Here is an 18,409-nt window from a genome sequence, read left to right on the forward strand (position 1 = left end):
GGGCAGTAGGTGGCTTGTCCTGGCTCCCTACTGCCCTACTCCCTTATTGCCCTACTCCCTTAAGCCGCAAGATCGCGCAGCACGTATTGCAGGATGCCGCCATTCTTGAAGTAGTCGAGCTCGTCCAGCGTATCGATGCGGCAGATGATCGGAACCTCTTTGACGCTGCCGTCGCCATAGGTGATCCCGGCGATCATCTTCTGCCGCGGCTTGATGTTGCTCAGTCCGTCGATCTCGACCAGCTCGTCGCCCTTGAGGTTGAGCGAGGCCCATGAGGTGCCTTCCTCGAAGACGAAGGGGATGACGCCCATGCCGACCAAATTGGAACGGTGGATGCGCTCGAAGGACTGGGCGATGACCGCGCGGACGCCCAGCAAATTGGTGCCCTTGGCCGCCCAGTCGCGCGACGAGCCGTTGCCATATTCGACGCCGGCGAAGATGACCAGCGGCACGCCCTCCTTCTTGTAGTGCATGGCTGCGTCGTAGATCGATTCCTCTTCCTTCGACGGGTAATGGATGGTGTAGCCGCCCTCGCGGCCGTTCTCGCCCAGCATATGGTTGCGGATGCGGATATTGGCGAAGGTGCCGCGCATCATCACCTCATGGTTGCCCCGGCGCGTGCCGTACTGGTTGAAATCGGCGACGCCGACGCCGTGGTCGGTGAGGTACTTGCCGGCCGGCGAGGCCGCCTTGATCGAACCGGCCGGCGAAATGTGGTCGGTGGTGATCTTGTCGCCGAACAGGCCGAGCACACGCGCGCCCTTGATATCGCCGATCTTGCCGAAGCCTGACGTCATGCCGGCGAAATAGGGCGGGTTCTGCACATAGGTCGAATTGTCGTCCCAGGCATAGGTCTGGCCTTCCGGCGCCTTGACGTTCTGCCAGTACTCGTCGCCCTTGAAGACGTCGGCATATTTGCGGGCGAACAATTCGCGCGTGACGTTCTTCTCGATGAATTCCTGGATCTCGGCCGAACTCGGCCAGATGTCCTTGAGATAGACTGGATTGCCGTTGCGATCCTCGCCGAGCGGCTCCGTGGTCAAATCCTTGGTCACGGTCCCGACCAGCGCGTGGGCGACGACCAGCGGCGGCGAGGCGAGATAGTTCGCCTGCACGTCGGGCGAGACGCGGCCTTCGAAATTGCGGTTGCCAGACAAGACTGCCGCCGCAATCAAGCCCTTATCGTTGATGGTCTTTGAGATCGGCGCCGGCAGCGGGCCGGAATTGCCGATGCAGGTGGTGCAGCCGAAGCCGACCAGGTTGAAGCCGATCTGGTCGAGCTCCTTCTGCAGGCCGGATTTCTCGAGATATTCGGCGACGACCTGGCTGCCCGGCGCCAAGGAGGTCTTGACCCACGGCTTCTGCTTGAGGCCGAGCCGGTTGGCGTTACGCGCCAACAGCCCAGCGCCGATCAGCACGCTCGGGTTCGAGGTGTTGGTGCAGGAGGTGATGGCGGCGATGACGACATCGCCATGGCCAAGATCGTAGTCCGTGCCTTCGACGGCATAGCGCTTGTCGATTTCGGCGGCCTTCTTGTATTCGGTCTCCATGGCCTTGGCGAAGCCGGCCGGAATGCCTTCAAGTGCGACCCGGCCTTCCGGCCGCTTCGGGCCGGCCATCGACGGGACGACACTGCCGAGATCAAGCTCGAGCAGGTCGGTGAAGACCGGATCGGCCGAGCCGGCATCGCGCCACAAGCCCTGTGCCTTCGAGTAGGCCTCGACCAGGGCAATACGGCTTTCGTCACGGCCGGACATGGTGAGATAGCGGATGGTTTCGCTGTCGACCGGGAAGAAGCCGCAGGTGGCGCCATACTCGGGCGCCATGTTGCCGATGGTGGCGCGGTCGGCCAGCGTCATGTTGGACAGGCCCGGCCCGAAGAATTCGACGAACTTGCCGACGACGCCCTTCTTGCGCAGCATCTGGGTGACGGTGAGCACCAGGTCGGTAGCGGTGACGCCTTCCCTCAGCCTGCCGGTGAGCCGGAAGCCGATGACTTCAGGCAGCAGCATGGAGACCGGCTGGCCAAGCATCGCGGCCTCCGCCTCGATGCCGCCGACGCCCCAGCCGAGAACGCCGAGGCCGTTGATCATGGTGGTGTGCGAATCGGTGCCGACGCAGGTGTCGGGATAGGCGGTGGTCTCGCCGTCTTCGCTGTTGGTCCACACGACCTGGCCGAGGTACTCAAGGTTGACCTGATGGCAGATGCCGGTGCCGGGCGGCACGACGCGGAAATTGCGGAAGGCCTGCTGGCCCCATTTCAGGAATTTATAGCGTTCCTCATTGCGCTCATACTCAAGCTCGACATTGCGGGCGAAAGCCATCGGCGTGCCGAACTCATCGACGATGACCGAGTGGTCGATGACCAGATCGACCGGCACCAGCGGATTGATCTTTTGCGGGTCGCCGCCGAGCGAGGCCATGGCGTCGCGCATGGCGGCAAGGTCGACCACGGCTGGAACGCCGGTGAAATCCTGCATCAGCACGCGGGCCGGGCGATAGGCGATCTCGACGCCGGCGGCGCCCCTGTCGGTCAGCCAGCCGGCGACCGCCTGGATGCTCTCCTTGGTAACGGAACGGCCGTCCTCGTTGCGCAGCAGGTTCTCCAGCAGCACCTTCATCGAATAAGGCAATTGGGCAATGCCGGTGAGGCCGTTCTTTTCGGCCTCGACAAGATCATAGTAGATGTACTCGGTGCCGCCGGCGGTCAGCGTGCAGCGGCAATTGAAGCTGTCGAGTGATTTGGACACGTGCGATCCCTAACTGTCGGTTGCCGGGAGGAAACGGACGCCAGTGGGCATGCAAATCACGCGCAAAGGTGCGGGTACGGCCATTTCCGCTGTCCGTTCCCAAGCGTCCGGGCCGTTCAAGGCGGCACGCGCGCTGGTTCGGCGCAAATTCGGTTCCCGTGCCGACCGCTGGCACGGATGATGCGGATATAGAGAATTTTCCGGAATAGTTCTAGACACGGAATTGCCATTTTTGCTGCGGCGCACCGAAGCCGCGCTTGAACTTTCGGCGAAGGGGAACGGATGCGGCTGATCGCCGAAAATCTGGGCGGCGAACGCGGCGGCGAGACGGTATTTTCCGGCATCGAATTCGCGCTGGGGGAAGGCCAGGCGCTGGTCGTCACCGGGCCCAACGGCGCCGGCAAATCGACGCTGCTCAGGATCATCGCCGGACTGTTGCCGGTGGCGGCAGGCCGTGTGCGATTCGAAGGTGGTGGCGAAGACTTTCCGTCGGCCGCCTCGGCCTGTCACTATCTCGGCCACCTCGACGCGATGAAGACGGCATTGAGCGTTAAGGAGAACCTGTGCTTCTGGCGCGATTTTTCGGGCGCAGGTTCCAAGGGTGTTGAAGAGGCGCTGGAGACCGTCGGGCTGGGCGGCATCGGCCATCTGCCGTTCGGCTATCTCTCGACCGGCCAGCGCCGGCGGGCGGCGATTGCAAAACTGCTGGTCAGCCACCGGCCATTGTGGCTGCTGGATGAGCCGACGGCAGGGCTGGACAAGGTTTCGGAGGAGAGATTCGGCGAATTGATGGGGAAGCACCTCAATGGTGGGGGGATCGTGGTTGCGGCCACGCATTTGCCGCTGGGGATCGCGGGGGCACAAGGGCTGGTGATGGGCGAGGCCGCTTGATGTTGGTGCTCTACGCGATGGAACTCCATCCTTTGCTTGGCCTTCACGCATGCATCGGGACCAAACAATAATGTGGTCACTCTTCCTGCGCGACATCCGCCTGAGTATCCGCGCCGGCGGCGGGGCGCTGACCGGCGTGATTTTCTTTCTCGCCGTGATCGCGACCATCCCTTTCGGCGTCGGTCCCGACCTGAGGCTGCTGGCCCGCGTCGGCCCGGCGATCCTGTGGATTGCCGCCTTGCTGGCCTGCCTGCTCGGCCTCGACCGGCTGTTCCAGGCCGACCGCGAGGACGGCTCGCTCGATCTTCTGGTGCTTGGCAACGATCGGCACATGCTGGCCTTGACCGTCCTGACGAAATGCCTGGCGCATTGGACGGGAAGCGTGCTGCCGCTGGTCATCGCCGCTCCGCTGCTCGGCCTGTTCATGAACATGGAGCCGGCCGGCATCGGCGCCACGGCGCTGACGCTTCTGGTCGGCACGCCGGCGATCACCTTCATCGGTGCTGCCGGTGCAGCGGTGGCAGTGGCGTTGCCGCGTGGCGGGCTGCTGATCTCTGTGCTGGTGCTGCCGCTGACCATTCCCGTGCTGATCTTCGGCGTATCGGCCAGCTATGGCGCGGTGGCGGACCCCGATCCCTTCCTGCAGCCCTTCCTCATTCTTGCCGCGCTGACCCTGTTCCTTGCCGTGCTCGGGCCGGTGGCGGCGGCGCTGGCGCTGCGGCACGGAACGGATTGATGTGTTGGCTTCGGCTCATGCCTGCGGCGCGGCGAACAATTGCGGAGCCGATGGCGCGGCGTTAAGAGAAGACATGTCGGAACAAGGCGAGACGGACCGGTTGGAAAGCGCCGCGGAGCGAAAAGCATGAGCGTACACGCGCTTTATGTCACCGCCGCCTATGCGATCACGGCCGTGGTGCTGGGCGGGCTGATCGGCTGGATCCTGCTCGACCAGCGCGGCCGCAGGCGAGAGCTCGCCGAGCTGGAGGCGTCCGGCTTGCGCAGGCGCTCCGATAAGGCAGCAAAATCATGAGCACGGAAACGGAAACACCGGCGCGCCGCCGCCTGATCGTGCTGGTGCCGCTGCTGGTCTTTCTCGGGCTGGCGGGATTGTTCCTGGCGCAGCTCTTGTCCGGGCGCGACGTGTCGGAAGTGCCGTCGGCGCTGATCGGCCTGCCGGCGCCGCAGACCAACCTGCCGGCGCTCGAGGGCACCAATTTGCCGGGCCTCGATTCAAAACAGTTCGTCGGCCAGGTGACGCTGGTCAACGTCTTCGCGTCCTGGTGCGCGCCGTGCCGCGAAGAGCATCCAGTGCTGCTGGCGCTGTCGCAGGACAGACGCTTCGTCATGGCCGCGCTGAACTACAAGGACCAGCCGGAAAACGCCCGTCGGTTCCTTGGCGATCTCGGCAATCCGTTCCAGGCGATCGGCGTCGACCAGGTCGGGCGCGCGGCGATCGACTGGGGTGTCTACGGCGTGCCGGAGACCTTCGTCATCGGCAAGGATGGCAAGATCGCCTACAAGCATGTCGGGCCGCTGACGCCGGACTCGGCGCAGACGCTGCTGTTGCCCGAAATCGAGAAGGCGCTGACGGCGCGTTGATATTCAGGTGATGCCGGCCTGCAAACGGCGGCTTCCTGCGCTTCCGGTGCTCGCGTACCCAAAGTACGCTCCGCTCCGGTTCTCGGAATCCACCTGTTTGGTCGCTGCGCGCTCGTCTTCGACTCCGACTCGGCCTGACCTGAATATCAACGCGCCTAGGCGCGGCCGAGTTACTCGACCGAAGATTCAGCCGTAGATCTGCTTGTGGACCTGATAGAGCATTTCGCTGCGGTCGGCGCGCATGTCGGCGAGGTCGCGGCTGCTGAAGCTGTCGATTTCGGCGACGAGGCGGTTGTAATGCCGGCGCTTGGCGATGCTGGCGCGAGCGCGGCTCATGAGGCTGTCGATGATCATAGCGAGTTTCCTTTGCGCCGCACTTCGCGGCAAGTGTTCCTCCCTTGATCGATACGAAGCATGACATAGTTATGGTGCGTTGCAAAAATAAGATGTTGCAATGCACCATTGCGCTGGGCGCATAGCCGGTTAACGGGACGTGACCTGCCGTCCGGGCCAGCATTCGCTTCCATAATGCTTCTGACGCATCATCGATCTTGCCATATCGATCGCAGGCTGGCTTGATCGTGCCTCGCCAAGCGACTGCTACCGGGAGGAACCATGGCCAGCGAATTCTACGAAGTTCTCGATCCGCGCTTTTCGCGGCTGTTCAATGGCAATGCACAGGTCGACAGGCTGTTTACCGGCTGCCGATGGGCGGAAGGACCGGCCTGGTTTGCGGCCGGGCGCTATCTGGTCTGGTCCGACATCCCGAACAATCGCATGCTGCGCTACGACGAGACCGACGGCAGCGTCAGCGTGTTCCGTCAGCCGTCCGGCAATTCCAACGGCAACACCGTCGACCGGCAAGGCCGGCTGGTTACTTGCGAGCATTCCGGCCGCCGCGTCAGCCGCACCGAGCATGACGGGTCGGTTATCACCATAGCGGACAAATGGCGCGGCAAGCGGCTGAACTCGCCCAATGACGCGGTGGTCAAGTCCGACGGTTCGATCTGGTTCACCGATCCGAGCTACGGCATCGATACCGATTACGAGGGCGACAAGGCCGAAAGCGAGATCGGCGCCTGCCATGTCTACCGGATCGATCCCGGCACCGGCGAGACCGAGGCGGTGATCACCGACATGGTCAGGCCCAACGGGCTCGCTTTTTCGGTTGACGAGAGCAAGCTCTACGTCGCCGATACCGGCCGCACGCATGGTGCACAAAACCCGGCGCACATCCGGGTGTTCAATGTCGGCCAGGGCGGCAAGACGGTCTCAGGCGAAAAGGCCTTTGCCGACTGCACCGCCGGCCTGTTCGACGGTTTCAGGCTGGATGCGGACGGCCGCATCTGGACCAGCGCCGCGGACGGCATCCATTGCTACGATCCAGACGGGACGCTGATCGGCAAGGTCAAGGTACCGGAAGTCGTTGCCAATTGCGTGTTCGGCGGCAACAAGCTGAACTGCCTCTACATCGCCGGCACGACCTCGCTCTACATGGTCCGGCTCATGGTCAACGGCGCCAAAACCTACTGAGCGGCCGCCAAGCATATCCAAGGGAGGGAACCATGCCATTCGTGAATATCCGCCTGGTCAAGGAGGTGATTGCCGATGACCCGGCCGGCAAAAAGGCCGCGATCGCCGCCCAGGTGACGGCGGCCATCACCGGCGTCACCGGCCTGACCAACAATGATGTCTGGGTGGTCTTCGAGGAGGTCGCTGCACGCGACTGGTTCGTCGGCGAGACCGACGTTGAGACGCGGAGACGGAAGGGCTAGTTCCAGAGTAGGCGCCATCGGCGAAGCTGCCAATCTCCCCCCTTGCGGGGGAGATGCCTGGCAAGGCAGAGGGGGGTGCTGTTCCTCCGACTTACCTGCCAATTATGGCACGCCCTTTCAGGCTGTTCCGGTTGGGAATGGCTGAAGTCGAAAGTTGGCGATCCGTCGCACCCCCTCTGTCCTGCCGGACATCTCCCCCGCAAGGGGGAGATTGGACGTCACTCGGCTTTCGCCAGATGCCAAGGCTATAAGGCCCCGACTGCTCATCGAGCGCCAATGAATTCGGCAAAAGCCGAAACGGCGCCGCGCATCGCCAGCCGGTTTTCCGGTTCCGCCAGGATTTTCTCCACCGCCGGCGGTCCCTTGCCGAGCAGACCGATTTCGAGCGCCCTGTCTTCGTAAAGCGCAAAAGACATTGTCCGCATGATCTCGGCCAGTGCGGCGCGAGCAAACAGCGAGCGCGGCGAGGCATGGACCAGCATGGCCGGTTTGCCGACGGCGGCATCGTGCGACACCAGCCAGTCGAGCGCGTTCTTCAGGCCGCCTGGCACACCGTGGGCATGTTCCGGGCAGGAGACGATGACGCCGTCAGCGGCGGTGACCGCATCGATCAGCGCCGCTGCTTGCGGCGGCGTCCGCTCGCCTTCGTCGTCGGGGTTGAAAATCGGCAGCCGGCCAAGCCCGTCGTAGACGGAGACGTGACAGTCCGGCGGCGCGTTTTGCGCGAGTGCCGCGATCAGGCCCGAATTGGTCGAGGCGGCGCGCAGGCTGCCGGAGATGGCGAGGATGTTGAGCAAAGGAATGGAGACCGGCTTGGGCGATTCGTTGCCGGGCACGCTACCACATGGTCTTCCTGTATTCCCCGTCCAACCAGCGGTCGGTCGCCTCGGCCGAGTCGGCGAGCGCCAGCTGGTCGCGCAGGATCTGGCCGAGCGTCGGCAGCGTCGCGCGGTCGTACCAGCTCTCCGGCTTCCATAGTTCGGAGCGCATGAAGGCCTTGGCGCAATGCATATAGGCGGCCTTGACCGTCACCACGACGACACTTTGCGGTGCCTTGCCGTCGACCGCCAGCCGCTCACGCAATGCCGCATCGACGGTGATGCGGGCATCGCCATTGACACGTAGCGTTTCGTTCATGCCGGGAATGAGGAAGAGCAGCCCGATCGAGGGATTGAGAAGGATGTTCTCCAGCGTGTCGAGCCGGTTGTTCCCGGGCCGGTCGGGGATGGCGATGGTCTTCTCATCGAGCACTGTTACGAAGCCCGGCCTGTCGCCCTTCGGCGTCACATCGGCATTGCCGGCACCGTCGGACGAGCCGATCAGCACGAAAGGGCTCTTGCCGATGAAGGAACGGCAGTGGCCATCCAGGGCCTTCAGCTCCTTGCGGATCGAGCCGTCAGTCGGCCGAGGCGTCTTGTAGATCGTCCTCAACTCGTCGCGCGTGGCGATGAATTCCATGCCCCTCTCCTCTTATTCTGACGCAATTCCGGACGGAAAACCGCTACACACTTTTCCTGGAATTGCTCTATTTGCCGGCCTTCTCTTCCTTGCCGGCCTTGTCCTCTAGTGAATGCCGCAGGATCAACGGCATTTGGCTTAACGTGAAGACAAGTGTAATGGGAATCGTGCCCCAGACCTTGAAATAAAGCCAGGCTTCCTCGGAAAAGTTGCGCCACACAACCTCGTTCAGGGCAGCCAGAAAAAGGAAGAAGAGCCCCCATCGGAAAGTGAGCTTGCGCCAGCCTTCGGCGTCGAGATTGAAGGCGGAATCAAAGACATAGCCCAACAGCGATCTGCCAAACGCCAACCCGCCAAGCAGCGTGATGCCGAACAGGCTGTTGATGATTGTCGGCTTCATGAACGCGAAGGTCTTGTCCTGCAGCCACAGCGCCAGCGCGCCAAACACAAACACCACGATGGCCGAGACCAACGGCATGATCGGCCAGCTGCGCGTCAAAATCCACGAAACGCTGAGCGATAGCGCCGTCGCCACCATAAAGAACGCCGTGGCAATCAGGATAGGCTCGCCGATATGGCCGAGGATCGGAAACTTCCCGACAAGCCACGCGCCGCGGATGGTGGTGAAAAAGAACACCAGGCCAGGCCCGAGTTCGAGCAGGAATTTCAGGCCCGGGTTCAACGCCTTACGTCGCGGATCGGACGGATCGCCTTCGAGGATGGGTGGGTTCATAGGGTCCTTCTTACGCACGATCCAATCCAAAAAGCCTGCAGCTTTTTGGGATCATGCTCGTCAAGCTACGCCAGCGATCGCCCTGGCGAATTCGCTTGCGGAAAAGGGTTCGAGGTCGTCGACCTGTTCGCCGACGCCGATGAAATAGACCGGCAATTTGTGCTTTGCCGCGATCGCCACCAGAATACCGCCGCGCGCCGTGCCGTCCAGCTTGGTCATCACCAGGCCGTTGACGCCGGCGACATTGCGGAAGATCTCGACTTGGTTGAGCGCATTCTGGCCGGTGGTGGCATCAACCGTCTGCAGCACGGTGTGCGGCGCTTCCGGATCGAGCTTGCCCAGCACCCGGACGATCTTTTCCAGTTCCGCCATCAGCTCGGTCTTGTTCTGCAGCCGCCCGGCGGTGTCGATGATCAGCACGTCGGAGCCGGCCTCCTTCGCCCGCTCGAATGCGTCATAGGCGAGGCCGGCGGCGTCGGCGCCGAGCTTCGAGGCAATGACCGGCGAGTTGGTACGCTCGCCCCAGATCTTCAGCTGCTCGATCGCGGCGGCGCGGAAGGTGTCGCCGGCCGCGAGCATCACCGAGAGGCCGCCATCGGTGAGCTTTGCCGCCAGCTTGCCGATGGTTGTTGTTTTCCCCGTGCCGTTGACGCCGACGACCAGGATGACATGCGGCTTGTGGCTGAGGTCCAGCTCCAGCGGCATGGCGACGTGGGTCAGCACCTTTTCCACTTCGGCCGCCATGATGGCGCGGACTTCGGTGTCGGAGACGTCCTTTCCGTAGCGGCTGGCGGAGAGCGCGTCGGTGACGCGCAACGCCGTCTCCATGCCGAGATCGGCGCGGATCAGCACATCCTCCAGGTCCTGCAGCGTGTCGTCGTCCAGCTTGCGTTTGGTGAAGACGCCGGCGATGTTGCCCGACAATTCTCGGGAAGAGCGGGCAAGCCCGTCTCGCATTCGCTGGAACCAGGAGCGCCTCGGAGCCGGTTCGGGCGCCTTCTGGGGCTCGGCTTTCTGCTCGACCTTCTTAGTTACGGTCACCTTACCGGGGGCGGGTTTTGGCTCCGGCGATGGTTGCGAAATGGCCTCTGGTTCGGGCGCGATCTCGGTCAAGACCGGTTTCGTTTCGACCGGGGCGGGCTGGCGGATTGGAGGCGGGATTTCGGCCGGCGGCGCTTCGGGCGCTGGTGGCGTGACTTCGGCCGCGGGTGCCGCGTCTTGCGCAGGTTGGAGCTGCCCTTCACCCTTACCCTCTCCCCGTGAGGTACGGGGAGAGGGGGGCGTCAGCGTTGCAGCTTCTTCTTCGGCGTCCGTGGAAGGGGCTTCTGCGTTACGATGAGCCCCCTTCTCCCCGTCACTATACGGGGAGAAGGTGCCGGCAGGCGGATGAGGGGCAGCGCCAGCTTCCGTGGACGGAGGCTCGGGCTGAACGATCTCCGGCTGCTCCGCCTCAGGAACTGGCTCGGGAGCGACGGGTCCGGCCCGGATCTCCTCCGGCTCTTCAGCAGGCGTTTCCGGCTCCGGCTGGATGTCTGGCTCGGGTGGAATGGTCGGCGACGGTTCGGGCTTCGGCTCTTCCGCGGGCGCCGGTTGCGGTGCCGGAGGCAACTCTGGTTCGACTGGCGGTGGAGGTACGGCTTCGACTTCGGGCCGCGGCTCTTCGCGTTTCAAAAACTCCGGGACGGCCTGCTCTGCGGCCGGCTTCAGCGCTTCCAGTTCATCCCATTTGATCGGCGGCAGCGGTGCGGCCTCGTCGGGCCGCTCTTCGACGACTTCCTTCTTGCCGAACGAAAATATCTTCTTGAAAAACCCAGCCATGTCTTGCGCTCTCAGGCGGCGCGAGCGGCAAGCGGCGCGGCGATCAGTCTGATACCGTCATCGCCGGCGATATCAGCCTCGACGATGTCGCCCGGCGTGCCCGCCGACAATACGGCCAGTGTAAACCCCTCGGTGCGGCCAAGGCCGTCACGCTCGACCAGGATCGACTGACGCGTTCCAGCGAGCGAGGCAAGATGGCGGCGATGGGCGACCTCGCCGGTGGCGCGCAGGCGTGCCGCGCGCTGCTTGACGACGTCGCGGCGGAGCTGCGGCATGCGCGCGGCGGGCGTGCCCTGGCGCGGCGAAAACGGGAAGACATGGAGATGCGTCAGGCCGCATTCCTCGACGATCTTTTCCGAGTTTTCGAACATTGCGTCCGTCTCGGTCGGGAAGCCAGCGATAATGTCGGCGCCGAAAACGATGCCGGGGCGCAGTTTGCGCACATCCTCGCAAAAGCGGATCGACTGGTCGCGGCTGTGCCGGCGCTTCATCCGCTTCAGTATCATGTCGTCACCCGATTGCAGCGACAGATGCAGATGCGGCATCAGCCTCGGCTCGGTGGCGATGGCGTCCAGCAGATCGTCATCGGCCTCGATCGAGTCGATGGAGGAAAGCCGCAGGCGTTTCACGTCCGGCACCTGCTTCAGGATGGTCTTGACCAATTTGCCAAGCTTCGGCGCGCCCGGCAGATCGGCGCCGAAACTGGTCATGTCGACGCCGGTCAGCACGATCTCGGCATAACCATTGCCGACGAGTCGCTTGACCTGCTCGACCACGGCGCCCATCGGCACCGAGCGCGAATTGCCGCGACCGTAGGGAATGATGCAGAAGGTGCAGCGGTGGTCGCAGCCGTTCTGCACCTGGACAAAAGCGCGTGCCCGGCCCTCGATGGCGTCGACCATGTGGGCGGCCGTCTCGCGCACCGAAAAGATATCGTTGACGCGCGCCTTCTCGGTGTCGTTGACGCCGAAATCCGGCAGCGCGCGATAGGAATGCGCCCTGAGCTTTTCCTCATTGCCGAGGACGAGATCGACCTCGTCCATGGCGACGAAATCCTGCGGGCCGGTCTGCGCGGCGCAGCCGGTGACGATGATGCGGGCCTGTGGGTTCTCGCGGCGAGCTTTGCGGATTGACTGCTTGGCCTGGCGCACCGCCTCACCGGTGACGGCGCAGGTATTGAAGATGATGGCGCCGCCTTCGAGGCTACCGAGGCCGGCACTTTCCGCCTCGCGCCGCATCACCTCGGATTCATAGGTGTTCAGCCGGCAGCCGAAGGTGACGACGTCGATACCCCTGTTGCCAAGAGGAGCCATCAGGCGGCGCTTTCGGTGTCGCGCGCCCACGCCCCGGTCGACGGATCGAAGCTGCCGGAAAATTCCCATTCGGCGGCACCGGTCAGGATGACTTGGTCGTCGTCGCGCCACAAAACATGCAGCGAGCCGCCGCCGGGCGTCATCAGCGTGACGCTGCGGCCGGTGCGCCGGGTGCGGGCCGCAGCGACCACGGCGGCGCAAGCGGCCGAGCCGCAGGCCTTGGTCAGGCCGGCGCCGCGCTCCCAGGTACGGATGACCATGGTCTCAGGCGAAGTCACCTGCGCGACGGTGATGTTGGCGCGCTCGGGGAAGATCGGGTGGTTTTCGAGCAGCGGGCCGAAGCGCTCGAGCTCGTAGGACCAGACGTCGCGGTCGACCCAGAAGATGGCGTGCGGATTGCCCATCGAGACGACCGAAGGCGAATGCAGTACCGGGGCATCGATCGGGCCGATCTGCAGCTCGATCATGCGGGTGTCGCGGAATTCCTCGGCCAGCGGGATGTCCTGCCAGCCAAAGCGCGGCCTGCCCATGTCGACCGAGATCATTCCGTCGGCATGTTCCTCGGCATTGAGGATGCCGGCGACTGTTTCAAAGGCAAATGTCTTCTGGCCGGTCTCAGCCGCGAGCGCCTGGACGACACAACGCATGCCGTTGCCGCAGGCTTGCGCGCTGGTTCCGTCGGAATTCAAGATGTCGATGAAAAAGGCGGTGCCCGGCGTCCTGGGGTCGTGGATCGCCATGATCTGGTCGAACCTGGTCGCCGCATCGGCATTAAGCGCGACGGCTGCCGCAGGCGTCACCCGATCGGCACGGCCACGCATATCGGCAACGATGATTTCGTTGCCGATGCCGTTCATCTTGGCGAAAGGGGCCGCGCTTGCCATCGATCGAAAGGTCTCTTGCCGGTTTGGCGCCTATATGGCGGATAGCGGCAGAAATTACCAGCGCGGCGTGATTTTCAAGTCACCACGAAGACGCCAAGCACGATCAGCAGGAAGATGATCAGCACGATGCCGATGAGGATGCGCGCGCCGGTTGCGGCGGCTCCGGCCAGTGCCGGCATGCCGAGCAGGCTCGCCGCGGCCGCGATAATCAAAAGAATGATGATCCACCTGATCATGAGAGACCTCGCAGCCGACAGGTTTGAACACCTACAAACGTCTATGTGATGCCTTAGGTTCCGCCGCGCTAGACCTCCGGCACGTCCCAGACTTCGCCCGGCCGCAAGGCGCGAAAACGTTGCCGCGGCAGGCCGGCAGCATCGAGCGCTTCGCCGAGCTTTCTGGGCGGCTCATCGATCGACTCGTTGGTGAGCCGGAACGTGCCCCAGTGACAGCCGGCGGCATAGGCGGCGTTGCACAAAAGCATGCCTTGCACCGCCTCTTCCGGATCCTGGTGATGCGGCGCCATGAACCAGCGCGGCTCGTAGGCGCCGATCGGCAGGATGGCGAGGCGGAAGCCGCCGTGCTTTTGCGCCATCAGCCGGTAATTGATGCCGCCGTGGAAGCCGGTGTCGCCGGCGAAATAGATCTTTGCGCCGGGTGTCTCGACGACGAAACCCGCCCACAGCGCCATGCGCCGGTCGCGAGTACCGCGGGCCGACCAGTGGTGCACCGGCTCGACATGGACGGCGACGCCATCGCCGATATCGACCCGGTCGCCCCAGTCATGCGCCGAAAGCCGCATACGGGGCACGGCAGCGCCGATGATTGTGTCGTTGCCAAGCGGCGTCAGCAGCAGCGGGTCGTGTCTTGTCTTCAGGCGCTTCAACGTGGCGAGGTCGAGATGGTCGTAATGGTTGTGGCTGACCAGCACGAGGTCGATCGGCGGCAAATGCGAAAAGGCGATGCCCGGTGGATTGACGCGTTTCGGACCGGCGAAGGAGAGCGGCGAGACGCGTCGCGACCAGACCGGGTCGGTCAGGATGTTCAGGCCGGCTGTCTGGACGAGCAGCGAGGAATGACCGACCATGGTGAGGCGCAGCGCAGAACCATCGAGGCGCTCGACCGGTCTTGCCGGTGGAAACGGGCTCGGATCCGCCGCCGGCCATTTCGAGCGCTCGCGACTCAATTGCCATTTCAACAGATCGGCAAAGCGACCCGGCGGCCGGCCGTCGGGATTGAAGAACAAGGTGCCGTCGAAATGATCGCTGGGCGGGCCGCTGTAATAGCGGTTGGCGGCTCTCTTTCTCGCGGCCAAGAAATCGGCTCCCTGCAGTTTGCTGATCGCCAAGAGATAATGCCGGAGCCGGCCCGCGCAAGCATTTGAGGTGAACGCCAAGGTTTTGGCGCCGGTGCGCCGTATCGCATCAACCGGAGGTGCCGGCCAAACGGCCAAGGCGTAACGCAATTCAGGCAATGTGCATTTTGCGACAAATTTGCAACATTAGCGGCGCAAACCGTATTTTAACCATATCGGGTTGAAATTTCGCCACCTTCTCCATCTTGGTGAGGGGGACATTGCGCGGACGGCACCCCCAGCCCGATCCGACGGAGGTTGAGAATGAAATTTTCGAAAACCGGCCTGCTGGCCGTATCGCTGGCCGCGCTCGTTGCGAGCGGCTGTTCAACCTCACGGTTCACATCAATGGACGACCAGCAGCCGGCGCCCCTGGAACCTGCGCCTGCCGGCAAGGTGACCGCAAACCAGCTGCCGCCGCCGGCAACACCCGGCCCGGCCGATCCGTCGAAATTTCCAACCGCACCGCAGAACACCCAGGTCGCCTCGCTGCCGCCGGACGGGACGGCTCCGGCCGGTGCGGCCGACCTTACCGCGTCCAGCGTCGCCGGCGTGTGGAAGGCAAGCGTGTCCGGCCAGAGCTGTCAGGTGGCGACGCCGCAGACGAAATTCGGTTCGGGCTACCGCGCCGGACCGCTGCATTGCCCGGCGCCGCTCGACGGCATCAAATCTTGGAACGTCGCCGGCAAACAGCTGACGCTCTTTGACGAGAACGGCGGCACGCTGGCACGGCTCTATTCCTCGGGCGGCGAGAAATTCGACGGCCAGACTTCCAACGGCCTGCCGATCTCGCTTACAAGGTAAGAGAACGGCCCCCATTGTTACGCAAATCCGGACGGAAAACCGTTACACACTTTTCCTGGAATTGCTCTCTTTTGTTTTTTACGCAATTCCGGACAGAAAACCGCTACACACTTTTCTTGGAATTGCTCCGGACGACGTGACCGATGCATCTGCGTGACGGCCTCCAGACCCATGCGACCGTCAAGCAGCGCTACGACCATCTGGTCGAGACGGGCGCCATCGGGCGCGACCCGGCGCAGGAGCGGATCGCCGCTGCGCTCGACCGGCTGATCGACGAAATATCGGCCAAGCGGCTGGCGCATAAATCAAGCGCGCTGGGGTGGCTGTTCGCCCGCAAGCGCGAAGTGCACGAGGCGGTCAAGGGCCTCTATATCCATGGCGGCGTCGGCCGCGGCAAGACCATGCTGATGGACATGTTCTTCGAGCTGCTGCCGGCGCGGCGCAAGCGCCGGGTGCATTTCAACGACTTCATGGCCGACGTGCAGGACCGCATCCAGAAGCACCGGCAGGCGCGTAAAGAGGGCACGGCCAAGGAGGACGACCCGATCCCGCCGGTGGCGCGCGCGCTGGCCGAGCAAGCCTGGGTGCTGTGCTTCGACGAGTTCTCCGTCACCGACATCGCCGATGCGATGATCCTGTCCAGGTTGTTTTCGGCGTTGTTTGCCAATGGCGTGGTGCTGGTCGCCACCTCCAATGTCGCGCCGCAGGATCTCTACCGCGACGGCCTGAACCGTCAGCTGTTTTTGCCGTTTGTCGCTATGCTGGAGCGCCACGCGCAGGTGCTGGCGCTTGACGCCGACAAGGATTACCGCCTCGACAAGCTCAGCCACATGCTGGTCTACATCACCCCCGCCGATGCCGCCGCTGACCATGCGCTCGACGACGCGTGGGCTGTGATGACGCATGGCAGGCCGACGGCCGAGACGATGCTGACGGTTAAGGGCCGGCACGTCGTAGTGCCGCGTGCTGCCGGCGAGGCGGCGCGGTTTTCCTTCGCCGATCTCTGCGAGAGGCCGCTCGGCGCCCGCGACTATCTTGCCATTGCCAGCCGTTTCTCGACCATCTTCATCGACCATGTGCCGGTGCTCGGCGAAGGCAAGCGCAACGAAGTCAAGCGCTTCATCCTGCTGGTCGATACGCTCTACGATCATCATGTACGGCTGGTGATGAGCGCCGCGGCACCGCCGGCGCAGCTCTATACGGCCAAGCGCGGCAACGAAGTCTTCGAGTTCGAGCGCACCGCATCGCGGCTGATCGAGATGCAGAGCCACGACTGGCTGGAGGACTGGGCGGAGAGGCAGAGGGCGCAGGGATCATCGACGGAGGCACGGCAGGCTCAGGCGTGAAGGATAGTACAGAAGGGGCGCTGCCGCCGGCGCCTATAACCGATAGACATACATGACGAACCCCTCCGCCGGCCCATGCGGCTCTTTTCGCGACGCGTAAAGTGCGCGAGCAGCAACATTGTCCGGCTCGGTGCCGACCCACGCCTCCTCACAGCCATGCTCGCGACCGAGTGCGAACATGGCGCCGAGCATCCTCGTCGCAATGCCCTGGCGTTGAAGGGCCGGCGCCACGCCGACCTCGTCTATGTAGAGTTCGCTCACCTTGTCCGGGTGGCGGTGGATGACGGCTGCGCATTGGCCAACGACGATGCCGTCGGCGAGGGCTACGACCATGAAATGACCGGGCTCCGCGAGATAGGCGGAGAGCCGATCCGGCCTGACCGACTCGTCGAAGACGTCGTCGGCAACCCGCATCACAAGGGCGTCATCGCCAGGAAACAGCCTTCTGATTTCCAGTGCCATTGTGTAGAATTCCTCAAGTCGGCTTCAGAATTTTGACGTTTACGTAATTCCCATTGTTTCTAACCGATTGAAATTACTCACTCCAAAATAATCGTTTGAATTTTTGTGCGACCGGGGCTATTGCGTGCGGCGAATTTCGCGGTTCCGCAGCATTCCGGCCTCTTCCTCCGACGCCGTCATCAAATCGTCAAGGATTTGGGCGCCGTCATAGTCAAAGGGAAAACATCCTGACATGGCACGCAACAAGATAGCGCTCATCGGCTCGGGCATGATCGGCGGCACCCTCGCCCACATGGTCGGCCTCAAGGATCTCGGCGACGTCGTGCTGTTCGATATCGCCGAAGGCATCCCGCAAGGCAAGGGGCTGGACATCGCGCAGTCGTCGCCGGTCGATGGGTTCGACTCCAGGCTGACCGGCGTCAACGACTATGCCGGCATCGAGGGCGCCGACGTCTGCATCGTCACCGCCGGCGTGCCGCGCAAGCCCGGCATGAGCCGCGACGATCTTCTGGGCATCAATCTGAAGGTGATGGAGCAGGTCGGCGCCGGCCTCAAGAAATACGCGCCGAAAGCCTTCGTCATCTGCATCACCAATCCGCTCGACGCCATGGTCTGGGCGCTGCAGAAGTTTTCCGGCCTGCCGAAGAGCCATGTCGTCGGCATGGCCGGCGTGCTCGACAGTTCGCGCTTCCGCTATTTCCTGGCCGAGGAATTCAAGGTCTCGGTCGAGGACGTCACCGCCTTCGTGCTCGGCGGCCACGGTGATTCCATGGTGCCGATGATCCGCTATTCGACGGTTGCCGGCATCCCGTTGCCCGACCTCATCAAGATGGGCTGGACCTCGAAGGAGCGGCTCGACCAGATCGTGCAGCGCACCCGCGACGGCGGCGCCGAGATCGTCGGCCTGCTCAAGACCGGCTCTGCCTTTTATGCGCCGGCCGCCTCGGCCATCGCCATGGCCGAAGCCTATCTCAAGGACAAGAACCGGGTGCTGCCCTGTGCGGCGTACCTCTCCGGCCAATATGGCGTCAAGAACACCTATGTCGGCGTTCCCGTGGTGATCGGCGCCGGCGGCGTCGAGCGGATCATCGAGATCGAGCTCGCGAAGAGCGAGCAGAAGATGTTCGATAATTCGGTCGCGGCGGTGCAGGGCCTGTGCGACGCCTGCGTCAAGATCGCTCCGCATCTCGCGGCCAAGTAAGCCGGCAACCAAGCCCGCCAA

General features: G+C 63.5%; 20 protein-coding genes. 9 read left to right on the plus strand and 11 right to left on the minus strand.

Annotated elements, in window-relative coordinates; translation table 11 throughout:
* Positions 1–59: 59 nt before the first annotated feature.
* On the minus strand, positions 60–2,750 hold the full coding sequence (gene acnA, locus NKH70_RS03180) for an aconitate hydratase AcnA (protein WP_352913014.1): 2,691 nt from the start codon (positions 2,748–2,750) through the stop codon (positions 60–62).
* Between the two features lie 282 nt (positions 2,751–3,032).
* On the opposite strand from acnA, the gene ccmA reads away from it, so the two are divergent.
* The 4 genes from ccmA (at position 3,033) to NKH70_RS03200 (ending at position 5,240) form a co-directional block, all read left to right on the plus strand.
* A complete protein-coding gene (gene ccmA, locus NKH70_RS03185; protein WP_352913013.1) occupies positions 3,033–3,641 on the plus strand; it encodes a heme ABC exporter ATP-binding protein CcmA in 609 nt (202 codons plus the stop codon).
* Positions 3,642–3,711: 70 nt separating this feature from the next.
* On the plus strand, positions 3,712–4,377 hold the full coding sequence (gene ccmB / locus NKH70_RS03190) for a heme exporter protein CcmB (protein WP_352913012.1): 666 nt from the start codon (positions 3,712–3,714) through the stop codon (positions 4,375–4,377).
* 126 nt (positions 4,378–4,503) lie between these two features.
* Positions 4,504–4,671 carry a heme exporter protein CcmD gene (gene ccmD, locus NKH70_RS03195; RefSeq protein ID WP_352913011.1) on the plus strand — a complete coding sequence of 56 codons (168 nt, stop codon included), beginning with the start codon at positions 4,504–4,506 and terminating at the stop codon, positions 4,669–4,671.
* Positions 4,668–5,240: a DsbE family thiol:disulfide interchange protein gene (locus tag NKH70_RS03200; RefSeq protein WP_352913010.1), complete on the plus strand. Its 573-nt coding sequence runs from the start codon at positions 4,668–4,670 to the stop codon at positions 5,238–5,240. The genes ccmD and NKH70_RS03200 overlap by 4 nt, the downstream gene beginning before the upstream one ends.
* A 186-nt stretch (positions 5,241–5,426) precedes the next feature.
* On the opposite strand, the gene NKH70_RS03205 is transcribed toward NKH70_RS03200, so the two are convergent.
* A complete protein-coding gene (locus tag NKH70_RS03205) occupies positions 5,427–5,594 on the minus strand; it encodes a hypothetical protein (protein WP_023721879.1) in 168 nt (55 codons plus the stop codon).
* A gap of 261 nt (positions 5,595–5,855) precedes the next feature.
* On the opposite strand from NKH70_RS03205, the gene NKH70_RS03210 reads away from it, so the two are divergent.
* Positions 5,856–6,773, plus strand: a complete 918-nt coding sequence (locus NKH70_RS03210) for an SMP-30/gluconolactonase/LRE family protein (protein WP_352913009.1) — start codon at positions 5,856–5,858, stop codon at positions 6,771–6,773.
* 32 nt (positions 6,774–6,805) lie between these two features.
* A complete protein-coding gene (locus NKH70_RS03215; protein ID WP_352913008.1) occupies positions 6,806–7,015 on the plus strand; it encodes a tautomerase family protein in 210 nt (69 codons plus the stop codon).
* Between the two features lie 263 nt (positions 7,016–7,278).
* On the opposite strand, the gene NKH70_RS03220 is transcribed toward NKH70_RS03215, so the two are convergent.
* The 8 genes from NKH70_RS03220 to NKH70_RS03255 form a co-directional block, all read right to left on the minus strand.
* A complete protein-coding gene (locus tag NKH70_RS03220; RefSeq protein WP_353024824.1) occupies positions 7,279–7,812 on the minus strand; it encodes an NADPH-dependent FMN reductase in 534 nt (177 codons plus the stop codon).
* Between the two features lie 40 nt (positions 7,813–7,852).
* Positions 7,853–8,473 carry a pyridoxamine 5'-phosphate oxidase family protein gene (locus NKH70_RS03225; RefSeq protein WP_352719366.1) on the minus strand — a complete coding sequence of 207 codons (621 nt, stop codon included), beginning with the start codon at positions 8,471–8,473 and terminating at the stop codon, positions 7,853–7,855.
* Positions 8,474–8,540: 67 nt separating this feature from the next.
* Complete coding sequence (locus NKH70_RS03230; protein ID WP_352468104.1) at positions 8,541–9,206, minus strand: septation protein A; 666 nt, start codon at positions 9,204–9,206, stop codon at positions 8,541–8,543.
* 60 nt (positions 9,207–9,266) lie between these two features.
* Positions 9,267–11,024 carry a signal recognition particle-docking protein FtsY gene (ftsY, locus tag NKH70_RS03235; protein ID WP_352913007.1) on the minus strand — a complete coding sequence of 586 codons (1,758 nt, stop codon included), beginning with the start codon at positions 11,022–11,024 and terminating at the stop codon, positions 9,267–9,269.
* Between the two features lie 11 nt (positions 11,025–11,035).
* Entirely contained in the window at positions 11,036–12,337 is a 1,302-nt protein-coding gene (mtaB, locus tag NKH70_RS03240; protein ID WP_352913006.1) for a tRNA (N(6)-L-threonylcarbamoyladenosine(37)-C(2))-methylthiotransferase MtaB, read from the minus strand.
* Entirely contained in the window at positions 12,337–13,221 is an 885-nt protein-coding gene (gene dapF, locus NKH70_RS03245) for a diaminopimelate epimerase (RefSeq protein ID WP_353024805.1), read from the minus strand. Before dapF ends, mtaB begins: the two co-directional genes overlap by 1 nt.
* 74 nt (positions 13,222–13,295) lie before the next feature.
* Complete coding sequence (locus tag NKH70_RS03250) at positions 13,296–13,457, minus strand: DUF1328 domain-containing protein (RefSeq protein ID WP_352719361.1); 162 nt, start codon at positions 13,455–13,457, stop codon at positions 13,296–13,298.
* Between the two features lie 68 nt (positions 13,458–13,525).
* Entirely contained in the window at positions 13,526–14,536 is a 1,011-nt protein-coding gene (locus NKH70_RS03255; RefSeq protein ID WP_353024806.1) for an MBL fold metallo-hydrolase, read from the minus strand.
* A 303-nt stretch (positions 14,537–14,839) separates the two neighbouring features.
* Here NKH70_RS03255 and NKH70_RS03260 point away from each other — a divergent pair, with 303 nt between their 5' ends.
* Together NKH70_RS03260 and zapE are read left to right on the plus strand one after the other, a co-directional pair.
* Positions 14,840–15,379, plus strand: coding sequence for a protease inhibitor Inh/omp19 family protein (locus NKH70_RS03260; RefSeq protein ID WP_292660650.1), 540 nt, complete (start codon positions 14,840–14,842; stop codon positions 15,377–15,379).
* A 143-nt stretch (positions 15,380–15,522) separates the two neighbouring features.
* Positions 15,523–16,725 (plus strand): cell division protein ZapE, encoded by a 1,203-nt coding sequence (zapE, locus tag NKH70_RS03265; RefSeq protein ID WP_352913003.1) that lies wholly within the window; start codon positions 15,523–15,525, stop codon positions 16,723–16,725.
* A 33-nt stretch (positions 16,726–16,758) separates the two neighbouring features.
* On the opposite strand, the gene NKH70_RS03270 is transcribed toward zapE, so the two are convergent.
* On the minus strand, positions 16,759–17,187 hold the full coding sequence (locus NKH70_RS03270) for a GNAT family N-acetyltransferase (protein ID WP_353024807.1): 429 nt from the start codon (positions 17,185–17,187) through the stop codon (positions 16,759–16,761).
* A gap of 232 nt (positions 17,188–17,419) precedes the next feature.
* Between NKH70_RS03270 and mdh the strand changes: the two genes are divergently transcribed.
* The gene (gene mdh / locus NKH70_RS03275) at positions 17,420–18,388 is read left to right on the plus strand and encodes a malate dehydrogenase (RefSeq protein WP_352913001.1); all 969 of its coding nucleotides are present in this window, start codon (positions 17,420–17,422) and stop codon (positions 18,386–18,388) included.
* Positions 18,389–18,409 lie beyond the last annotated feature (21 nt).

The sequence above is a fragment of the Mesorhizobium sp. M0991 genome (assembly GCF_040318915.1).
GTDB lineage: Bacteria > Pseudomonadota > Alphaproteobacteria > Rhizobiales > Rhizobiaceae > Mesorhizobium.